General features: G+C 72.4%; 16 protein-coding genes. 2 read left to right on the forward strand and 14 right to left on the reverse strand.

Going from position 1 to position 19399, the window contains the following annotated elements; translation table 11 throughout:
* Positions 1 to 9: 9 nt before the first annotated feature.
* The 7 genes from rplS to proS form a co-directional block, all read right to left on the reverse strand.
* A complete protein-coding gene (gene rplS / locus AC07A4_RS28845) occupies positions 10 to 360 on the reverse strand; it encodes a 50S ribosomal protein L19 (protein WP_454406885.1) in 351 nt (116 codons plus the stop codon).
* Positions 361 to 525: 165 nt separating this feature from the next.
* A complete protein-coding gene (gene trmD / locus AC07A4_RS28850; RefSeq protein ID WP_478603930.1) occupies positions 526 to 1347 on the reverse strand; it encodes a tRNA (guanosine(37)-N1)-methyltransferase TrmD in 822 nt (273 codons plus the stop codon).
* Entirely contained in the window at positions 1347 to 1910 is a 564-nt protein-coding gene (gene rimM / locus AC07A4_RS28855; RefSeq protein WP_478603933.1) for a ribosome maturation factor RimM, read from the reverse strand. Before rimM ends, trmD begins: the two co-directional genes overlap by 1 nt.
* A 107-nt stretch (positions 1911 to 2017) precedes the next feature.
* Positions 2018 to 2257: an RNA-binding protein gene (locus tag AC07A4_RS28860; protein WP_030361979.1), complete on the reverse strand. Its 240-nt coding sequence runs from the start codon at positions 2255 to 2257 to the stop codon at positions 2018 to 2020.
* A gap of 2 nt (positions 2258 to 2259) precedes the next feature.
* Positions 2260 to 2697: a 30S ribosomal protein S16 gene (gene rpsP, locus AC07A4_RS28865; protein ID WP_478603935.1), complete on the reverse strand. Its 438-nt coding sequence runs from the start codon at positions 2695 to 2697 to the stop codon at positions 2260 to 2262.
* 251 nt (positions 2698 to 2948) lie between these two features.
* Entirely contained in the window at positions 2949 to 3587 is a 639-nt protein-coding gene (locus AC07A4_RS28870; protein ID WP_478603937.1) for a hypothetical protein, read from the reverse strand.
* A 243-nt stretch (positions 3588 to 3830) separates the two neighbouring features.
* The gene (gene proS / locus AC07A4_RS28875) at positions 3831 to 5246 is read right to left on the reverse strand and encodes a proline--tRNA ligase (protein ID WP_478603939.1); all 1416 of its coding nucleotides are present in this window, start codon (positions 5244 to 5246) and stop codon (positions 3831 to 3833) included.
* Between the two features lie 212 nt (positions 5247 to 5458).
* Between proS and AC07A4_RS28880 the strand changes: the two genes are divergently transcribed.
* Entirely contained in the window at positions 5459 to 6313 is an 855-nt protein-coding gene (locus AC07A4_RS28880; protein ID WP_478603941.1) for a class I SAM-dependent methyltransferase, read from the forward strand.
* An 85-nt stretch (positions 6314 to 6398) separates the two neighbouring features.
* Here AC07A4_RS28880 and ftsH read toward each other — a convergent pair whose 3' ends face one another.
* The 6 genes from ftsH to nsdA all read right to left on the reverse strand — a co-directional run bounded on the left by ftsH (position 6399) and on the right by nsdA (position 16394).
* Complete coding sequence (gene ftsH, locus AC07A4_RS28885; protein ID WP_478603943.1) at positions 6399 to 8330, reverse strand: ATP-dependent zinc metalloprotease FtsH; 1932 nt, start codon at positions 8328 to 8330, stop codon at positions 6399 to 6401.
* A 153-nt stretch (positions 8331 to 8483) separates the two neighbouring features.
* On the reverse strand, positions 8484 to 10043 hold the full coding sequence (gene ffh, locus AC07A4_RS28890) for a signal recognition particle protein (RefSeq protein WP_478603945.1): 1560 nt from the start codon (positions 10041 to 10043) through the stop codon (positions 8484 to 8486).
* Between the two features lie 201 nt (positions 10044 to 10244).
* Complete coding sequence (locus tag AC07A4_RS28895) at positions 10245 to 12746, reverse strand: [protein-PII] uridylyltransferase (RefSeq protein ID WP_478604331.1); 2502 nt, start codon at positions 12744 to 12746, stop codon at positions 10245 to 10247.
* Positions 12747 to 12795: 49 nt separating this feature from the next.
* Positions 12796 to 13134 carry a P-II family nitrogen regulator gene (locus AC07A4_RS28900; RefSeq protein WP_478603948.1) on the reverse strand — a complete coding sequence of 113 codons (339 nt, stop codon included), beginning with the start codon at positions 13132 to 13134 and terminating at the stop codon, positions 12796 to 12798.
* Entirely contained in the window at positions 13131 to 14501 is a 1371-nt protein-coding gene (locus AC07A4_RS28905; RefSeq protein ID WP_478603950.1) for an ammonium transporter, read from the reverse strand. The genes AC07A4_RS28900 and AC07A4_RS28905 overlap by 4 nt, the downstream gene beginning before the upstream one ends.
* A 408-nt stretch (positions 14502 to 14909) precedes the next feature.
* Positions 14910 to 16394, reverse strand: a complete 1485-nt coding sequence (nsdA, locus tag AC07A4_RS28910) for a transcriptional repressor NsdA (RefSeq protein WP_478603953.1) — start codon at positions 16392 to 16394, stop codon at positions 14910 to 14912.
* Positions 16395 to 16947: 553 nt separating this feature from the next.
* Here nsdA and AC07A4_RS28915 point away from each other — a divergent pair.
* Positions 16948 to 17763: a bifunctional DNA primase/polymerase gene (locus AC07A4_RS28915; protein ID WP_478603955.1), complete on the forward strand. Its 816-nt coding sequence runs from the start codon at positions 16948 to 16950 to the stop codon at positions 17761 to 17763.
* 210 nt (positions 17764 to 17973) lie between these two features.
* On the opposite strand, the gene ftsY is transcribed toward AC07A4_RS28915, so the two are convergent.
* Entirely contained in the window at positions 17974 to 19203 is a 1230-nt protein-coding gene (gene ftsY / locus AC07A4_RS28920) for a signal recognition particle-docking protein FtsY (RefSeq protein WP_478603958.1), read from the reverse strand.
* Between the last annotated feature and the right edge of the window lie 196 nt (positions 19204 to 19399).

Below are 19399 nucleotides of genomic sequence, written 5' to 3' on the forward strand. Positions count from 1 at the left end.
AGCGCGCGATCAGCTGTCGCGCTTCTCCTTGATCTTCGCGGCCTTGCCGCGCAGGTCGCGCAGGTAGTACAGCTTGGCGCGGCGCACGTCACCACGGGTGACGAGCTCGATCTTCTCGACGATCGGGGTGTGCACCGGGAAGGTGCGCTCGACGCCGACGGAGAAGGAGACCTTGCGGACCGTGAAGGTCTCGCGGACACCGGCGCCCTGGCGGCGGATGACTACGCCCTTGAACTGCTGCACACGGGAGCGGTTGCCCTCGATGACGCGGACGTGGACGTTGACGGTGTCACCCGGGCGGAAGGCCGGGATGTCGCTGCGCAGCGATGCGGAGTCGACGGAGTCGAGCAGGTGAGACATGATCGTCTGCTTCCTCGCTGATGCCACAGGTCATCAGCGGTATGTCGGGATGAGGTTCGGATGCTTCCGTACGCGAGGGATTCGCGGTACGGAGGCCGCTGGTCGCGTCGGGCGGACGTCGTGTCCCCCTGTGGCAGGGGCGCACGCTGGACGCACAGCAGCTGCTTATTCTTCCACGTCTTCCAGCCTGCGCCAAAATCGGCCGCCGGGCTCGGGCGCCCAGCCCAGGATGGAGAGCATCTCGCGGTCCTTCTTGTCGAACGCGGCCGGGTCGCAGCGCTCGATCAGGTCCGGCCGGTGGGCGGTCGTACGGCGCAGCGCCTCGTCCCGGCGCCAGCGGGCGATCTTGCCGTGATGGCCGCTGAGCAGGACGTCCGGGATGCCGCGGCCGCGCCACTCGGGGGGCTTGGTGTAGACCGGGCCCTCCAGGAGGTTGGCCATGGCGCCGGGCGCGAAGGAGTCATCGCGGTGGGACTCGGCGTTGCCGAGCACGCCCGGAAGGAGCCGGGCCACGGCCTCCGTGACGACGAGTACGGCGGCCTCGCCGCCCGCGAGGACGTAGTCGCCGATGGAGACCTCGTAGACGGGCATCCGGGTCGCGTACTCGTCGATGACCCGGCGGTCGATGCCCTCGTAGCGCGCGGGCGTGAAGACCAGCCAGGGGCGCTCGGAGAGCTCGACGGCGAGCTCCTGCGTGAAGGGGCGCCCGCTCGGCGTCGGGACGACCAGGGCGGGGGCGCCCCGGCCCGCCTCGTACCCGTCGGCGAGGACCTCGTCGAGGGCGGCGCCCCAGGGGTCGGTCTTCATGACCATGCCGGGGCCGCCGCCGTAGGGGGTGTCGTCGACCGTGTTGTGCCGGTCGTACGTCCACTCCCTCAGGTCGTGCACGTGGACGTCCAGGCTGCCACGCGCGCGTGCCTTGCCGACGAGCGAGACGTTCAGGGGGTCCAGGTACTCGGGGAAGATCGTGACGACGTCGAGCCGCATCAGGCGTCGCCCTCCGGGGAGGTCTCGGCGTCCCGGGTCGAGGCGATCTCGGCCTGGTCGTCGATGAGGCCCGGGGGCGGGTCGATGACCGCCCGCTGCTCCTCCAGGTCGATCTCGGTGACGATCTCCTCGACGAAGGGGATCAGCACCTCGCTGCCGTCGGGGCGCTCCACGATGAACAGGTCCTGCGAAGGCAGGTGCGAGATCTCCGTGATCCGGCCGACCTCGGTGCCGTCCTGGGTGACGACGTCGAGGTCCATCAGCTGGTGGTCGTAGAACTCGTCCTCGTCCTCGGGCAGCCTGCTCGGGTCGACCTCGGCGATCAGCAGGGTGTTGCGCAGCGCCTCGGCGCCCGTGCGGTCGCGTACGCCCGCAAAGCGCAGCAGGAGACGGCCGCTGTGCACCCGGCCGGTCTCGATGGTCAGCGGTCCCCGCCCGGCGGGGTCGGTGGCGAGCACGGCGCCGGGGCCGAGCCTCAGCTCCGGCTCGTCGGTGCGCACCTCGACGGTGACCTCGCCCTTGATGCCGTGGGCGCGGCCGATCCGCGCGACTACGAGCTGCACTGCTGTCTCTCCTGTCCCTGCCTGCGACGGGGTCTCGGCCCCAAAACGAGCTCGGGCCGGGGACGGCTCTGAAGCCCTCCCCGGCCCGAGCCGGTGCTGCCTGTGGTTCAGTGAACCTGGTCGACGTCGACGAGGTCGACGCGGACGCCACGGCCGCCGATGGCACCGACGACGGTGCGCAGGGCGCGCGCGGTGCGGCCGTTGCGGCCGATCACCTTGCCCAGGTCATCCGGGTGGACCCGGACTTCCAGGACGCGCCCGCGGCGCAGGTTGCGCGAGGCGACCTGTACGTCGTCGGGGTTGTCGACGATGCCTTTCACGAGGTGCTCGAGAGCCTCCTCGAGCATGCTCAGGCCTCGGTCGACTCGGCGGCGGCCGAGGTGTCAGCCTTGGCCTCGTCCGCCTTCTTGTCAGCCTTCTTGGCCTTCTGCGTGATGGCCTCGCCCTTGGGCTCGTCCTCGGCGCTGACGGCCTCGAAGGTCGGGCGGGTGGCCTTGACCTCGGGCTGCAGCAGCGGCGCCGGGGCGGGCTCGCCCTTGAACTTCTGCCAGTCGCCGGTCTTCTTCAGGATGGCGAGAACGGGCTCGGTCGGCTGGGCGCCGACGGAGAGCCAGTACGCGACGCGCTCGGCGTTGACCTCCATGCGCGACGGGTTCTGCACCGGGTGGTACAGACCGATCTCCTCGATGGCCCGGCCGTCACGGCGGGTACGGGAGTCGGCGACGACGATGCGGTAGTGAGGCGAACGGATCTTGCCCAGACGCTTCAGCTTGATCTTGACTGCCACGGGAGTGGACTCTCCTGGTTTTGACGTGGTGGGACACAGCTGAGATGCCGCGTGGGGTTGCGGTACCCGAGTGGCCCGATGGACGCGTCAGCCGGAGGAGAGAGGGGTCCTGTGCGGCTGTCGAGTACAGCTTGCCATTGTGCCACACGCCACCGGGGCGGCCGAATCCGGAGCCGTGCCCCCACCAGCTCACGACGGGCGGGCCCGCCGCCTCACGGGGTCGCGGCGGGCCCGCTCTCGTCGAGGGGGCGCTATCCCGCCGCCGCTCCCACGCCCACGACCTCCGGGATGCGGAAGGGCTTGCCGCAGCCGCCGCACATGATGGGGGCCTGGGCGAGCACGGACGGCACGACGCGGACGTTGCGCCCGCAGTCGCAGACGGCCTTGACGCGCACGCCGCCTCCCGACGAGCCGTGCCGGGCGGCCGGGCCGCGGAAGGTGCGTGAGGTGTCCGCCGTGGTCGCGGCCGTGTGCGCCTTCAGGGCGCGGTGCAGCCGGTCCATGGTGGGGCGGTAACGCTTCTTGGCCTCGGGGTTGAGTGTGACCAGGGAGAAGCCGCTGCTCGGATGTGGCTCCTCGGGGTGGTCCAGGCCCAGCTCCTCGGCGATCGCTAGGAATCTGCGGTTGTGGTAGCGGCCCGCGCGCGAGGTGTCGCGTACGCCGCGGGCCGCGGCGATGCCGTGGACTGCTTCATGCAGCAGTCGCTCGAAGGAGAGCTCGGCGCCACAGGCGGACGACGACTCTCCGATCAGGGATTCGGGCGCGGCTAGGTCCGGCAGCTCAGGGTGGTGCCGCTGAATATCGGCCCACGCCTGTGCCAGCTCTGCGGCGAGAACAGGTGGTGTCGTGCTCACGTCGTGACAACGAGCCGAGGTGCCTCCGGGTTCCATTCCGGGGCATCTCAAATATTTTGCACTTACCCGTCAGTTGCCGTTGATGCGTCCGGACGAGGGCGGGTGCGCTGATCTGCGGAGAAGCCTCACAGCTCGCATCAAGCCGGTACGTAGCGGCGCGTACGCCCCGGCGCTTAGGTCAACTCCTCGCGCCGGGACCCCTGTTGCCGGGGCGTCAGCGAACACCTCGTGAAGGCGCCCGGGCACGCCGCCGAGCCGCTCCGACCGGAATGCCGGATCTCAGTACGCGCGTGCCACGAGAGCGACGTTACCCGGTGCGTCCTCGGCGTCCGGCACCGCCCCGTCCTCCGTGACCAGACACCGTACGGTCACGCCGTGCTCGGCGAGCCTGGCCTCGCCCGCCGCGCCGAGCGCCGCCCACGGAACCCGCGCCCAGCCGCCCGCCGCCGCCACCTCCACGGCCTCCGCCACGCCGCTCACCTCGCTCGTACGGGAAAGCCGCCGCTCCCGGGCCTGGGTGAGGAGCAGCTCCTGGTCGGCCTCCAGGGCGGCGGGCAGCAGCGCTTCGAGCGCGTCGAGACGCACCGGCTCCTTGCCGCCCGCGACGCGGCGCACGAGCGTCGCGGTGCCGTTCGCCAGGTCGCGCGGGCCGATCTCCACGCGCACCGGCACCCCCTTGAGCTCCCAGTCGACCGCTCGCCTCCCGAAGGGCACGTCCGTACGGTCGTCGACCTGGACGCGCACGCCCGCCGCCGCGAGCCGCTCGCCGACCGCGCGGACCTCGGCGAGCACCGCGTCGTCGTCCTTCACGGCGAGCACCACGGCCTGCACCGGCGCGAGACGCGGCGGCAGGCGCAGGCCGTGGTCGTCGCCGTGCGTCATCACCAGGGCGCCGACCAGACGCGTCGTGGCACCCCAGGAGGTCTGCCAGACCAGTTCCTGGGTGCCCTCCTTGGACAGGTACCGGGTGTGGAAGGCGCGCGCGAAGTTCTGGCCGAGTTCGTGGCTGGTGCCGAGCTGGAGGGCCTTGCCGTCGCCCATCATCCCTTCGAGCGTGAGGGTGTTGATGGCTCCGGCGAAGCGCTCCTTGGCGGTCTTGCGGCCCAGGACGAAGTCCATGGCGAGGAAGTCCCGCATGAAGGCGCCGTACACGTCCCGGTGGATCCGGGCGGCGAAGTCCCGCGCGTCCTCGTACGTCGCGTGCGCGGTGTGGCCCTCCTGCCACAGGAACTCCGAGGTGCGCAGGAAGAGCCGGGGCCGCAGCTCCCAGCGCACCACGTTGGCCCACTGGTTGATCAGCAGCGGCAGGTCGCGGTAGCTCTGCACCCACTTCGAGAAGTACTCGTTGACGATGGTCTCCGACGTCGGCCGGACCACGACCGGCTCCTCCAGCTGCTTGCCGCCGCCGTGCGTGACGACCGCGAGCTCCGGGGCGAAGCCCTCCACGTGCTCGGCCTCCCGCGTCAGGTACGACTGCGGGATGAGGAGCGGGAAGTACGCGTTCTGCGTCCCCGTCTCCTTGATGCGCGCGTCCATGTCCCGCTGCATCCGCTCCCACAGGCCGTACCCGTACGGCCGGATCACCATGGTGCCGCGCACCGGGCCGTTGTCGGCCAGCTCGGCCTTGGTGATCAGGTCCTGGTACCAGCGGGGGAAGTCGTCCGCGCGGGGCGTGAGTACGGGTGCCTTTGCCATGGCGCGCATGGTACGTCCGGGGCGCCTGGAGTGCCGGGCACCACCGCCTTCAGGGGGCGCACGACGGTGGCACGCAAGCATTGCCGGACAACCCCTGGACGCCACGACGGAAGCGGAGTTCTCTGGCATACGGGGGAAGAGCGACCGCACGTCGTGGGGGCGGACGAACCGCAGGAACCAGCTCGACAACTCGGCGGATTGGGGCGCTTTCGATGACACCTACGCTCGTGCACTCACACCTCCCGCGCGCGGGTGCACGCCCTCGTGTGGACCGGTGCGCACGCGCGCGTGACTGGGCGGAGATCCAGGAGAGGATGCTGGTCCCGCTCATGGAAGCGGTGTACGACCGGCTCGAAGTGGGCGCCGGCACCCGGCTGCTCGACCTCGGCTGCGGCTCCGGGCTCGCGCTGCTGATGGCCGCCTCGCGCGGGGCCGCGGTGACCGGAGTGGAGCCGTCGGCACCCGAGCGGCTCGCCCTGGCCCGGGAACGCCTCACGCCGGACGGGGGGTTGGGCGCCCGCACGGGCACGCGGCTCGTCGACGGCTCCCCCAGGGACGTCGGCGGCCCGGACACGCCCGCGTACACCCTGGTGACCGCCTTCCAGCCGATCGGCTGCGCCGCGGGCGACTGCGACGACCTGTCGGAGTTGCTCCGCGCGGGGGCGCCGCTGGCCGCGCGCGGGGCGCCGGTGGTCCTCGCCGGATGGGGCCCGCCGGAGCGGTGCACGACGTCGGCGGTGCTCCGGGTGGCCACGCGGCTCGCCGACCCCCTGCGCGGCACGGGCGGCTGGCGCGCGGCGTGCCGGGACGACCTGGAGGAGGTCGCGCAGCGCGCGGGCCTCAGGCCCGACGGCTCGGGCCGCGTGGCGTGCCCCTTCGGGTACGCCGACATGGAGAGCGCCGTCCGCGGGCTGCTGTCCACGGGCCTGTTCGACGCGGCGATCGGCGCGACGGACCAGGCGCAGGTCGACAAGGAGCTCACCGAGGCCCTGCACCCGCACCGACGCGGGGACGGCACGGTGTGGATGCCGAACGTCTTCCGCTACTTGATCGCGCGGACGCCCTGACACCCCTCTCCGTAGGGGCCGTACGACTACGTAGACAGCGGGCGGCTCCCTGGGTTCCGTAGCGCGCGAACCGTGCGCCTAGGTGTCAGCCGTCCTTGTGCAGCCGCGTGATCCCGGCCACCCGATAGGCGTCCGCTTCCTCCAGCGTCTCGCTCTCCAGGAGGGCCGCGGCCAGGGCGTCCAGCTGGGCGCGGTGGTCGCGGAGTTGGCGGCAGGCACTCTCGTAGCACTCGTCGACGATCCGGCGCATCTCGCCGTCGATGGTGTCGAGGGTCCCCGGGGCCGCGGCGAGGCCGTAGGCCTGCTGGGCGTCGTTCGGCAGGGCCGACAGACGGCCGACCCGCTCGCTCATGCCCCAGCGGGCGACCATCCCGCGCGCGATGTTGGTGACCTGCTCCAGGTCGTTCTCGGCGCCCGTGGTGATGACCCCGTAGACGACGTGTTCGGCCGCCATGCCGCCGAGCGCGCCGATGATGCGGCCGCGCAGATACTCCTCGGTGTACGCGTATTTGTCGGAGTCCGGGGTGGAGAGCGTGACGCCGAGGGCGCGGCCGCGCGGCACGATGGTGATCTTGCGGACGGGGTCGGCGCCCGGCTGCAGCATGCCGAGCAGCGCGTGCCCGCTCTCGTGGTACGCCGTGCGGCGCCGCTCCTCGTCGGGCATCACCAGCGGCCGCTCGGCGCCCAGCTGGACCTTCTCCAGGGCTTCGGAGAGGTCGGCCTGGGTGACGGCCGACTGCTTGCGCTTGACCGCGAGCAGGGCCGCCTCGTTGGCCAGGTTCGCGAGGTCGGCGCCGGTCATGCCCGGCGTGGTACGCGCGACCTGCGCGAGGTCGACGTCGTCCGCCAGCGGGATCGCCCGGGTGTGGATCGTGAGGATGGCCTCGCGGCCGCCCCGGTCGGGCGGCGAGACGTGCACCACCCGGTCGAAGCGGCCCGGCCGCGTCAGGGCCGGGTCCAGGATGTCGGCCCGGTTCGTCGCCGCGATGACGATGACGCCCTCCGAACCGGAGAAGCCGTCCATCTCGGTGAGGATCTGGTTGAGGGTCTGCTCGCGCTCGTCGTGGCCGCCCATGCCACTGCCGCCGCCGCGCGCCCGGCCGATCGTGTCGATCTCGTCGATGAAGATGATCGCGGGCGCCACCTTGCGGGCCTCGGCGAACAGCTCCCGCACCCGCGAGGCGCCGACCCCCACGATCATCTCGATGAACTCCGAGGCCGACGCCGAGAAGAACGGCACCCCCGCCTCCCCCGCCACCGCCCGCGCGAGGAGTGTCTTGCCCGTGCCCGGAGGTCCCGCGAGCAGCACACCACCGGGCATCCGGGCACCCATCTTCCGGTACTCCTCCGGGTTCCGCAGGAAGTCGACGACGTCGTTCAGCTCGCCCTCGACCTCGTCGATCCCCGCCACGTCCGCGAACGTCGTCCGCTTCTTGCCCGGTTCGAGCTCCACCGGCTTCGGCGGCTGCTTGCGCCCGAGCATCCCGCCCGCCCCGCCCATCCCCGACGCCATCCGCCGCGCGATGAAGATCCACAGCACGACCAGGAGCAGCATCGGCGCCAGCGAGATCAGCAGGTTCGACAGGAAGCTGCGCTCCTGCACCACCGGCTCCGCAGTGACCGTGACCTTGTTCTTGGTCAGGTCCTCCCACAGCTTGTCGTCGGCGAAGGCGGGCCGCTGGGTCTTGAACTTCGTGTAGTTCCCGTCGCCGTCGGGGTCCTTCTGCTCCTTCTTCAGCTGCCCCTGGATCGCGTCGCCCTTGGAGTACAGCTTCGACACGTTGCCGTCGTCGACCTGCCTGCTGAACTCGGTGTACGAGATCGTCGGCTCGTCGCCCTCATTGAAGAAGGACAGGACGATGTTGGCGATCAGATACACGATCAGGGCGGTGAGGATGAGCCCCATCCAGCCGCCGGGCATCTTCCGCTTCGGCGGCGGCCCCGGCTCGGGCTCGGGCGCGCCTTCGGAGCGCCACGGCTGGTCGGGCTTGTCGCGCGGCGGCACGGGGTTGCTCATATCCGGACGTTACGTCACAAAAACCAGCATGGCATTCCCGCCGAACGCGCCTGGGGCGCCCCTCCTCACGGAGAGGCGCCCCAGCGCACAAACACAGCCAGTCAGGCTCAGCCCATGACCTTCTCGAAGCTCAGCCCATGAACTTCTTGAAGCTCAGCCCATGAACTTCTTGAACTCGTCCGGCAGCTCGAAGTCCTTGCCACCCTGACCGGCGGGCAGCCCGAACGCGCCGCCCGCCGCGCCCTCCTCGACGGCGGCACGCCGGTCGGCGGCCTCCTGCTCCTGCTGCTTGCGCTTCATCGGGTTGCCGGAGCGCTGCTTGCCCTTGGCCTGCTTCTGCTTCTTCTTCTGCCGGCCCGGGCCACCGCCCATGCCCGGCATCCCGGGCATCCCCGGCATGCCGCCGCCCTGGGCCATCCGGGACATCATCTTGCGCGCCTCGAAGAACCGCTCCACCAGGTTCTTCACCGCACTGACCTCGACACCGGAGCCCTTGGCGATACGGGCGCGGCGCGAGCCGTTGATGATCGTCGGGTCCTGGCGCTCGACCGGCGTCATCGACTTGATGATCGCGGCCGTGCGGTCGACGTCCCGCTCGTCGAGGTTGTTGATCTGGTCCTTGATCTGACCCATGCCGGGGAGCATGCCGAGGAGCTTGGAGATCGACCCCATCTTCCTGACCTGCTCCATCTGGGCCAGGAAGTCATCGAGCGTGAAGTCCTGGCCCTTCTTGGAGGCCAGCTTGGAGGCCATCTTCTCGGCCTCCTGCTGCGAGAAGGTCTGCTCGGCCTTCTCGATCAGCGTGAGCATGTCGCCCATGCCGAGGATGCGGGACGCCATCCGGTCCGGGTGGAACGCGTCGAAGTCGTCCAGCTTCTCGCCGTTCGACGCGAACATGACCTGGCGGCCGGTGACGTGCGCGATCGACAGGGCGGCACCACCGCGGGCGTCGCCGTCGAGCTTGGAGAGCACCACGCCGTCGAAGCCGACGCCGTCGCGGAAGGCCTCGGCCGTGTTGACCGCGTCCTGACCGATCATCGCGTCGACGACGAACAGGACCTCGTCCGGGCTTACCGCGTCGCGGATGTCCGCGGCCTGCCGCATCAGCTCCTGGTCGATGCCGAGGCGACCGGCGGTGTCGACGATGACGAGGTCGTACTGTTTCGTCCGCGCGTACTCGATCGAGTCCTTGGCGACCTGGACCGGGTCGCCCACGCCGTTGCCCGGCTGCGGCGCGTACACGCCGACGCCCGCGCGCTCGGCGACCACGGAGAGCTGGTTGACCGCGTTCGGGCGCTGGAGGTCACAGGCCACGAGCAGCGGCGAGTGCCCCTGCGCCTTCAGCCAGTGGCCGAGCTTTCCGGCGAGCGTGGTCTTACCGGCACCCTGGAGACCGGCGAGCATGATGACGGTCGGCGCGGTCTTGGCGAAGCGGAGGCGACGGGTCTCGCCGCCGAGGATGCCGATGAGCTCCTCGTTGACGATCTTGATGACCTGCTGCGCGGGATTCAGGGCCTGCGAGACCTCTACGCCGGCCGCGCGCTCCTTGACCTGCTTGATGAACGCGCGGACGACCGGCAGCGCCACGTCCGCTTCAAGGAGGGCGATACGGATCTCGCGCGCCGTGGCGTCGATGTCCGCCTCGGACAGCCTGCCCTTGCCCCGGAGGGTTTTGAAGGTGGCTGCGAGGCGATCGGAGAGAGTGTCGAACACGGCGGCGTCGGTCCTCGAAGTCGGGAGCAGGTTTGCGTCGCCCCCAGGGTATCCGGACCGGCAAGCCCAGCGTCCCCGCCCGTCGGCAGCCGGTTCGGCCCGGGGGGCGGTCCTGCGCCGGGGGCTCCCCAAGCCCGCCCCTTCCCGAAACCGGGGGCTCGGCCCCCGGACCCCCGTTGCTTGGCGCTTCGCGCCTCGTCCTCAAACGCCGGACGGGCTTGAAAGCAGCGCCCCCTCCACCTTCCGGGCCACCGCGGCCCCCTCCTCCCCCGCCAGCGGCCCCCCGCCCGCCCCGGTCACATAGAACGCGTCCACCGCGTTCGCCCCCAGCGTCGACACGTGCGCGCTGCGCACCCGCACCCCCGCCGCCTCGAGGGCGAGCCCGATGCGGTGGAGCAGGCCCGGCGCGTCCTGGGCGCGGACCTCGATGACCGTGGCGCGGCGGGAGCCCGCCGAGGCGACGGCGACGCGCGGCGGCGGGGCGAGCACCCCGCGCCGCCGGGGGTAGGCCGCGTCCCGCTCGGCGAGGCGCGTCGCGATGTCCAGGGAGCCGTCGAGGGCGCGGACGAGGTCGGCGCGCAGCCGGGCCGCCTGCGGCAGCGAGCCGTACTCGGCGGCCACCCTCCAGTCGAGCAGCAGCACCGCGCCCCCCGGGCGCCCGGCGTCCCCGAGTTCCTCGGGCAGTTCGTGTACGCGCAGCTCGGCGGTGCGCACGGTCAGGCGGTGCAGGGCGAGCACCCCGGCCGCCGCCGCGAGCACCCCGGGCCGCTCCGGCAGCGCGATGACCAGTTCCACGCCGAGCCCCTCGGAGGGCTCCTCGGCCTGGGAGCGCAGGGACACGACGGGCCCGCCGGTGCGGTACGCCTCGACAGCGAGCCGTTCGTGCGCCGCCGACGCCGGAGGCTCGGCCCGCTCGCTCGGCTCGTTGCCCGCGAGCACGGCGGCCACCCTGCGGACCAGGTCGGTGACCAGCGCGTCGCGCCACGAGGACCAGGCGGCGGGCCCGGTGGCGAGCGCGTCCGCCTCGGTCAGCGCGTGCAGCAGCTCCAGGGTGCCCTGGGAGCCCACGGCCTCGGCGACCGTCTTCACGGTGGCCGGGTCGTCGAGGTCCCTGCGGGTGGCGGTCTCGACGAGGAGCAGGTGGTTGCGTACGAGAGTGGCGAGCACGGCGGCGTCGGCGGGGGCGAAGCCGACGCGGGCGGCGACGTCCCGCGCGATGATCTCCCCGGAGATGGAGTGGTCGCCGGGCCAGCCCTTGCCGATGTCGTGCAGCAGGGCGGCCATCAGGAGCAGGTCGGGCCGCCCCACGCGGCGGGTCAGGGCGGAGGCGCGCACGGCGGTCTCCACCAGGTGCCGGTCCACGGTCCAGGTGTGCACGGCGTTGCGCTGCGGCCTGCAGCGCACCCGCTCCCAGTCCGGGAGCAGCCGGGTGACCAGGCCTTCCGCCTCCAGCGCCTCCCACACCTGCACGGTCGGCCGCCCGGCGCCGAGCAGCGTCACCAGCTGCTCGCGGGCCTCGGCGGGCCAGGGCGTGGGCAGCGGCCTTGCCGCCTCGGCCAGGCGGCGCACGGCGTGCCGGGACAGCGGCAGGCCCGCCTGCGCGGCGGCCGCGGCGACGCGCAGCGGCAGCGCCGGGTCGCGCTCGGGGCGGGCGGCCCGCGCGAGGACGACCTCGCCGTCCTGTTCGACGACGCCCTCGGCGAGCGGGGCCCGCTCGGCGGCCGCCGCGGCCTTGGCGCCGCCGAGCAGTCCGCGCAGCCGGGGCCGCGCGCCGCGGGCCCGCAGCACGCGCGAGACCTCGCGCCAGGTGACGTCGCTGGCGTAGGCGACGGTGCGCCCGGCCTCGTACACCTGCCGCAGGAGCGTGTCGGCGTCGAGGAGGCCGAGGGCGGCGGCGACCTGGTCCTGTTCCTGGAGGGCGAGCCGGTCGGTGGCCCGGCCGGTGGCCAGGTGCAGGGCGTCGCGTACGTCGAGCAGGGCCCGGCAGGCGTCGGCGAGGCCCTCGCGGGGCGCGTCGGCGAGCCAGGAGGCGGCGACGGCGCGCAGGGCGGTGGCGTCCCTCAGGCCGCCGCGCGCCTCTTTCAGATCGGGTTCCAGGAGGTGGCTCAACTCGCCCTGGCGGCTGGCCCGTTCGGCGCACAGCTCGCGGAGTTCGGGCAGCCGTTTGGGGGCCTGGTTGCGCCAGTCGGCGAGGACGGTGGCGCGCAGGGCGGTGGTGAGGCCGCGGTCCCCGGCGATGTGCCGGGCGTCGAGGAGGCCGAGCTGGACCTTCAGGTCGTCCCCTGCGGTCTTGCGGGCCTCGGCGGGGGTGCGCACCGAGTGGTCCAGGGCGAGCCCGAGGTCCCACACCGGGTACCAGACGCGGTCGGCGAGCGAGGCGACGGCGCCGGGGTCCGCGCCGCCGTCGTGCAGGAGCAGCAGGTCCAGGTCGCTGCGCGGGGAGAGAGCGCCGCGGCCGTAGCCGCCGACGGCGACGAGGGCGGTGCCGTGCGGGGCCTTCAGGTCGGCGGCGGCCGCGGCGAACAGGCCGCCGAGCCAGGTGTCGGTGAGCGCGGCGAGGGCGGTGCGGCGCGGCGGCCCGGACCGCGCCTCGTCCTGGAGGAGGCGCAGCCGGGCCGCCGCGTAGCCGCCGGGTCCGGTGTTCTCGGTGTGCTCAGTGTGTTCGCTGTGCTCGGTGTGCTCGCTGTTGCCAGTCACGTCCACGCTCGTCACCCGGCGGCTCCTGTCTGGGCGTCTCGTCGATGTTCCGCGGCTACAGCGCGTCGGGCCCGCGTTCGCCGGTGCGCACCCGCACGGCGGACTCGACGGGGACGGTCCACACCTTGCCGTCGCCGATCTTGCCGGTGCGGGCGGCCTTGACGACGAGGTCGACGACCGGGTCGGCGTCGTCGTCCTCGACGAGGACCTCGATGCGGACCTTCGGCACCAGGTCGACGGTGTACTCGGCGCCGCGGTAGACCTCGGTGTGGCCGCGCTGGCGGCCGTAGCCGCTGGCCTCGGTGATGGTCAGGCCCTGTACGCCGAAGGCCTGGAGGGCTTCCTTGATCTCGTCGAGCCGGTGCGGCTTGACGACCGCGGTGATGAGCTTCATGCGTCCACCTTCTTGGTCTGCGCCTTCGTCGGGGATCCCGCGGAGGCGGTGTCCAGGACCGGGCCCGGCACGGCGGTGCGCGGGGCGGTGCCGCCGCCGGCGCCGCTGAAGTCGTACGCCGTCTCGGCGTGCTGCACCTGGTCGATGCCGCCGACCTCCTCGTCCTCGGGGACCCGCATCCCGATCGTCTTGTCCACGAGGAGGGCGAGCAGGGCGGAGACGAGGAAGGAGTACGCGAGGACGGCGCCGACACCCGCGGCCTGCTTGCCGAGCTGTCCGAGGCCGCCACCGTAGAACAGGCCCTGGGCCGTGGACTGGCCGCCGCCGGTCGCGAAGAGGCCGACGAGGAGGGAGCCCGCGATGCCGCCGACGAGGTGGACGCCGACGACGTCGAGCGAGTCGTCGTAGCCGAACCGGAACTTCAGGCCGACGGCCATGGCGCACAGCAGTCCGGCGATCGCGCCGATGGCGATGGCGCCGAGCGGGGAGCAGGAGCCGCCGGAGGGGGTGATGGCGACGAGTCCGGCGACGGCGCCCGAAGCGGCGCCCAGGGTGGTGAACGCGCCGTGCCGCAGCTTCTCGTAGACCAGCCAGGCGAGCATGGCGGCGGCGGTGGCGACCTGGGTGTTGACGAACATCAGCGCGCCGACGCCGTCGTCGTTGCCGAGCCAGGAACCGGCGTTGAAGCCGAACCAGCCGAACCACAGCAGGCCCGCGCCGAGCATGACAAGGGGCAGGCTGTGCGGCCGCATGGGGTCCTTCTTGAAGCCCACGCGCTTGCCGATGACGAGGATCACGCCGAGCGCCGCGGCACCGGCGTTGATGTGCACGGCCGTGCCGCCCGCGAAGTCGATCACGCCGAGTTCGAAGGCCCAGCCGCCGGTGCCCCAGACCCAGTGGGCGACGGGGAAGTACACGACCGTCGCCCAGAGCGTGACGAACAGTGCCCAGGCGGTGAACTTCACGCGGTCCGCGAGGGCGCCGCTGATCAGGGCGGGCGTGATGATCGCGAACATCAGCTGGAACACGGCGAAGACGTAGACGGGGATCGTGTAGCCGTCCCACAGCTGGGTGAGGCCGATGCCGCTGAGGCCGACGTAGTCGGAGTCCCAGGCGATGAGGCTGCCGTGGTCGGTGCCGAAGGCGACGGAGAAGCCGTAGAGCACCCACAGGACGGTGACGATCCCTAGGCTGATGAAGCTCATCATCAGCATGTTCAGGGTGGACTTGACGCGGACCATGCCTCCGTAGAAGAAGGCGAGCCCCGGCGTCATGAGCATCACCAGGGCGGAGCAGATGAGCATGAACCCGGTGTTGGCGGCAGACAGCTCCGGGGCGTCTGCGGCAAGCGTGATGCCTGGGGGCATCGCAGTCTCCTCGTCGTCGGATCCGGCCCGTGCGGGCGGTGCCTCGGCGGTGCGAGGACGGTGGGCCGGTTATGCGGCACGAGGTTGGCGCAGCGCGGTTTCGGCCAGTGCCGCCCGATGTTTCGCGGCAGTGACGAAGACGTCGCGCGTGTTACGCGTGCATGAATTCGACGGGGCGGGCGGCCGGGGAGACATATCCTCCCGAATTCCCGCGCCGACGGGGTGGCGCGACGCGGCGGGAATACGGCGGCAGCACGGGCCGCGGCGGCAGGTGACCGGCCGCGGAGCCATCCGGATGACCTGGCGTGGGGGAGCCGAGTCGGACTGTTCCGGATGGGCTGCCGCGGCCGGAGTCCTGGGGGCTCCGGACGGGGGTCCGGGGCGGCGGACCGGCTGCGCCGGGGGCCGTCAGACGGCCTCCACGGTTTCCGGCATCTCCTGGACGAGCTGTTCGGTGAGGTGGACGACCTCCGCCACGTCGCCGAAGTCGCGGACCGCGGTGTCGACGGTCTTGCGCAGGCGGGTGTTGACCCGCTCGGAGCGCACCTTCTTGGCGATGCCCAGGGCTTCCCTGGCGAGCTCGGTGCTCTGCTCGGGTTCCTTCTGGAGCAGGTGGACGGTGGCCATGCCGATCAGGTTGAGGGCGTAGGACCGCTGGTGCTCGGGGTCCTTGCCGAAGAGCTCGACGGCGCGCTCCATGACCGGCTCGGCCAGGGAGGCGTAGGTGGGGCTGCGGCCCGCCACATAGGCGAGGTCGCGGTAGGAGTGGGCGTTCTCGCCGTTGAGCTCGGCCTCGGAGAAGAAGCGGATCCAGTCGGGCTCGGGCTCGTCCCAGTCGTCCGCGTCGGCGAAGGTGTCCTCGGCCATGCGGACCGCCCGTTTGCAGCGGCCCGGCTGCCCCATTCCGGCGTAGGCGCGGGCCTCCATCGCATACAGCATCGCCTGGGTGCGGGGGCTCGCGCAGTCGCGGCTGCCGTACTGCGCGAGGTGGATGAGCTCCAGGGCGTCGTCGGGGCGGCCGAGGTGGATCATCTGGCGGCTCATGCTGGACAGGACGTACGAGCCGAGGGACTTCTCGCCGGCTTCCTTGGCGGCGTGCAGGGCGAGGACGAAGTACTTCTGGGCGGTGGGCTGGAGGCCCACGTCGTAGCTCATCCACCCGGCGAGTTCGGCGAGTTCGCCCGCGACCTTGAACAGGCGTTTGGAGGTGGCCTCGGGCTGGGGCTCCTGGAGCAGGTCGGTGACCTCGTGCAGCTGGCCGACGACGGCCTTGCGGCGCAGGCCGCCGCCGCACTGGGCGTCCCACTGGCGGAACATCACCGTGGTGGACTCGAGCAGGTCCATCTCCGGCACGGACAGGCGGCCGGGGCGGCGGGCGGCGAGCTGCTGCGCGGGCTCGGGCGCGGCGGCGGGCGCGGCGGACGTCCCCGGCACCAGCCAGCGCTGCATGGGCTCGATCAGGGAGGGGCCCGCGGAGAGGGCGAGCGAGGTGCCGAGGAAGCCGCGCCGGGCCAGCATCAGGTCGCTGCGGCTGAACTCGCTGATGAGCGCGACCGTTTGCGGGCCCGTCCACGGCAGGTCGACGCCGGAGACCGAGGGCGACTGGTGCGCGGCGCGCAGGCCGAGGTCCTCGACGGCGACGACGCAGCCGAAGCGCTCGGAGAACAGGTCCGAGAGGATGCGCGGGATGGGCTCGCGCGGGTTCTCCCCGTCGAGCCAGCGGCGCACGCGCGAGGTGTCCGTGGAGATGTGGTGTGCGCCCAACTGCCTGGCTCTGCGGTTCACTTGGCGCGCCAGCTCGCCCTTCGACCAGCCGCTGCGCACGAACCAGGAGCTGAGCATCTCATTCGGGCGCTTCTCGGCGTTCGCACCGCCACCGCTACTGCCGCCCACTGGAACGCCCCCATCCCTCAAGACACTTGTACGCGGTCCTCGTCAAGCCCTAACAGAATGCCGCGTCTCGCGGCCGCGCGTCCCGGGAATGTCACCCATCGAACGGGAAGCCGACTTGCCTCCGGCATACCCGCAAGCGCACATTCCTCCGGACCTCATGCACTGAAAGTAATCCTACGATCACCCCTCCGGCGAGGGCGATCCCGGAAACGCCACCATTCGCCACCCCTTCGAATGAACTCCCGGCCCGCCGCACGCGATTCACTTGACACAGAACAACCGCGAGCGGGCGGAGCGAAGCACACAGGGGCGCGGGACGCGGGGTGCACCACCCCCGAATCCCCCGAGCGCCGCCCACACCTGGCGGCGGAAGTCGGCAAAAGTCAGCGAGAGTCAGTTTGGGGCGTCCGGACGGTCCAAGTCGGCCCAAGGCGGTCCCACCGGCTCTCGCGGCAGAGCGGCCCTCACGGCAGCTCAGGACAGAGCTTACGGCAGAGCGTCACGATCCGAATCCGCCACGTAACCACGGCGCACTCGACCCGTTGGAGGGGGCATGGGCTTCACGATCGGCGGCATCCGGGGGACCAAAGAGCCCCGTTCCGGTGTCCGCGGGGCAAGGGACCCCGCGATCCGGGGGGAGGCGGAACCGGCCGGGGCGGAGCGCGGGGCCGCCGACCGGGACAGCGGCCGCGCGAAGCAGCCCAGGGACACCAAGGACGCCAAAGACGCCAAGGACACCCGGCCCGCGCCCCGGCGGCGCGGCCGCGGCGCGGCGGCCTCGGAGTGCACCGCGGTCGCCGAGTACACGGGCCTGTGGGGCTGGGCCGCGGTGCCAGGCGCCCGCGCCCAGGACGGCCGCTGCTCCTGCGGCGCGAGCGCCTGCCCGGCACCCGGCGCCCACCCCCTCGACTTCGCCCCCGAGGTCCCGGCCGGGGCCACCCTGGACGAGGTCACCGACGCCTGGGGGCAGTTCCCCGGGGCCGCGGTGATGCTGCCGGTGGGCCGCGCGTTCGACGTCATCGAGGTCGCGGAGACCGCGGGGCGCAGGGCGCTCGTCCGCCTGGAGCGGATGGGCCTGCCGCTTGGCCCGGTGTCGGCCACGCCGGACGGGCGCACGCACTTCCTGGTCGCCCCCGGCGCCGCCACCGAACTCCCCCAGCTGCTCTACCGCATGGGCTGGGACGACGCGGCGCTCGACCTGGGCGCCCTCGGCCCCGGCAGCCACATCACCGCCCCGCCGTCGGACCGCGGCGGCCTCGGCCCGGTGCGCTGGCTGCGCGCCCCCGACCCGGACTCGGCGACGAACCCGCCGCACGCCCGTCTCCTGCTCGGCATCCTGGCGTACGTGGCCCACCGCTCACCGGCGTGAGCCGGGCCGAAGCCGGGAGCGCGAAGGCCCCGGGGCCGCCGGACACGGCCCGGCCCCGGGGCTCCGGATACGGAAGTGCCCCGGCCCCAGCTGCACCCTGGGGTCGGGGCACTTCTGCGGGGCCGGGGCACGCACGCGAGCGCACGGCACGTCCACGCGGGCGTACGCCCGCGCCGTCCGGCGCTCGACGCACCCGGCGGGCTCGGGGGCTCAGTCGCCGATGAGCGCGTCCACGAACGCCTCGGGCTCGAACGGCGCGAGGTCGTCCGCGCCCTCGCCCAGGCCGACCAGCTTCACCGGCACGCCCAGCTCGCGCTGGACGGCGACGACGATGCCGCCCTTGGCGGTGCCGTCGAGCTTGGTGAGGACGATGCCGGTGATGTCCACGACCTCGGCGAAGACGCGGGCCTGCACCAGGCCGTTCTGGCCGGTGGTGGCGTCCAGGACGAGCAGGACCTCGTCCAGCGGGGCGTGCTTCTCGACGACGCGCTTGACCTTGCCGAGCTCGTCCATCAGGCCCGCCTTGGTGTGCAGGCGGCCCGCGGTGTCGATGAGCACGACGTCGGCGCCCTCGGAGATGCCCTCCTTGACGGCGTCGTAGGCGATCGAGGCGGGGTCGCCGCCCTCGGGCCCGCGCACGGTGCGGGCGCCGACGCGGTCGCCCCACGTCTGGAGCTGGTCGGCGGCGGCGGCGCGGAAGGTGTCGGCGGCACCGAGGACCACGGAGCGGCCGTCGGCGACGAGGACGCGGGCGAGCTTGCCGGTAGTGGTGGTCTTGCCGGTGCCGTTCACGCCGACGACCATCACGATGCCCGGGGTCTCCAGGCCGGACTCGGTCTTCACGGCGCGGTCGAAGTCCGTGCCGACCAGCGTCAGGAGCTCCTCGCGCAGCAGCGCGCGCAGCTCGTCCGGCGTGCGGGTGCCGAGCACCCGCACGCGCTCGCGCAGCCGCTCGACGAGCTCCTGGGTGGGGGCGACGCCGACGTCGGCGGTGAGGAGGGTGTCCTCGATCTCCTCCCAGGTGTCCTCGTCCAGGTGCTCGCGGGACAGCAGGGTGAGCAGGCCCTTGCCGAGCGCGTTCTGGGAGCGCGAGAGGCGGGCGCGCAGGCGCACCAGGCGGCCCGCGGTGGGCTCGGGGGTCTCGACCTCGGGAGCTTGTGGGGCCTCGGGAGCCGGGGGCTCCTCGACCGCGACGGGTGCGGACGCCGACGGCTCGGCGTCCGGCAGGTCCACCTCCTCGACCGTGCGGCGCGCTTCGTCGCGCGGCGCCTCGGCCTCGTCGCCGACGTGCGGCTCGGCGGGGGGCGCGGTGATGGTGGGCGTGCTCGACGGGGCCTGGCCACCGGGCAGCCGCTGCTTCTTGCGGCTGCCGACGACGAGCCCGCCGATGGCGCCGACGACGACCACGGCGATGACTACAGCGAGGATGAGGATTTCCATAACGCCCCAAGTATGACGTGACCTCAGGCCGGCTAGCGCGTTGCCTCTACAGGGCCTAGCCCTGCGGGCCGGGCTGGTCCGCCGTCGGCCATTTGTGTCGGCGGGAAGCCCCGTAGGGCGGAGTCACAACGCCCCCAGTATGCGGCGAGAGGGCGTCGGTACGCAGAGGACGTACCCAGGGTGTGCACGGCCCATT

Source organism: Streptomyces sp. NPDC043996, from assembly GCF_056435225.1.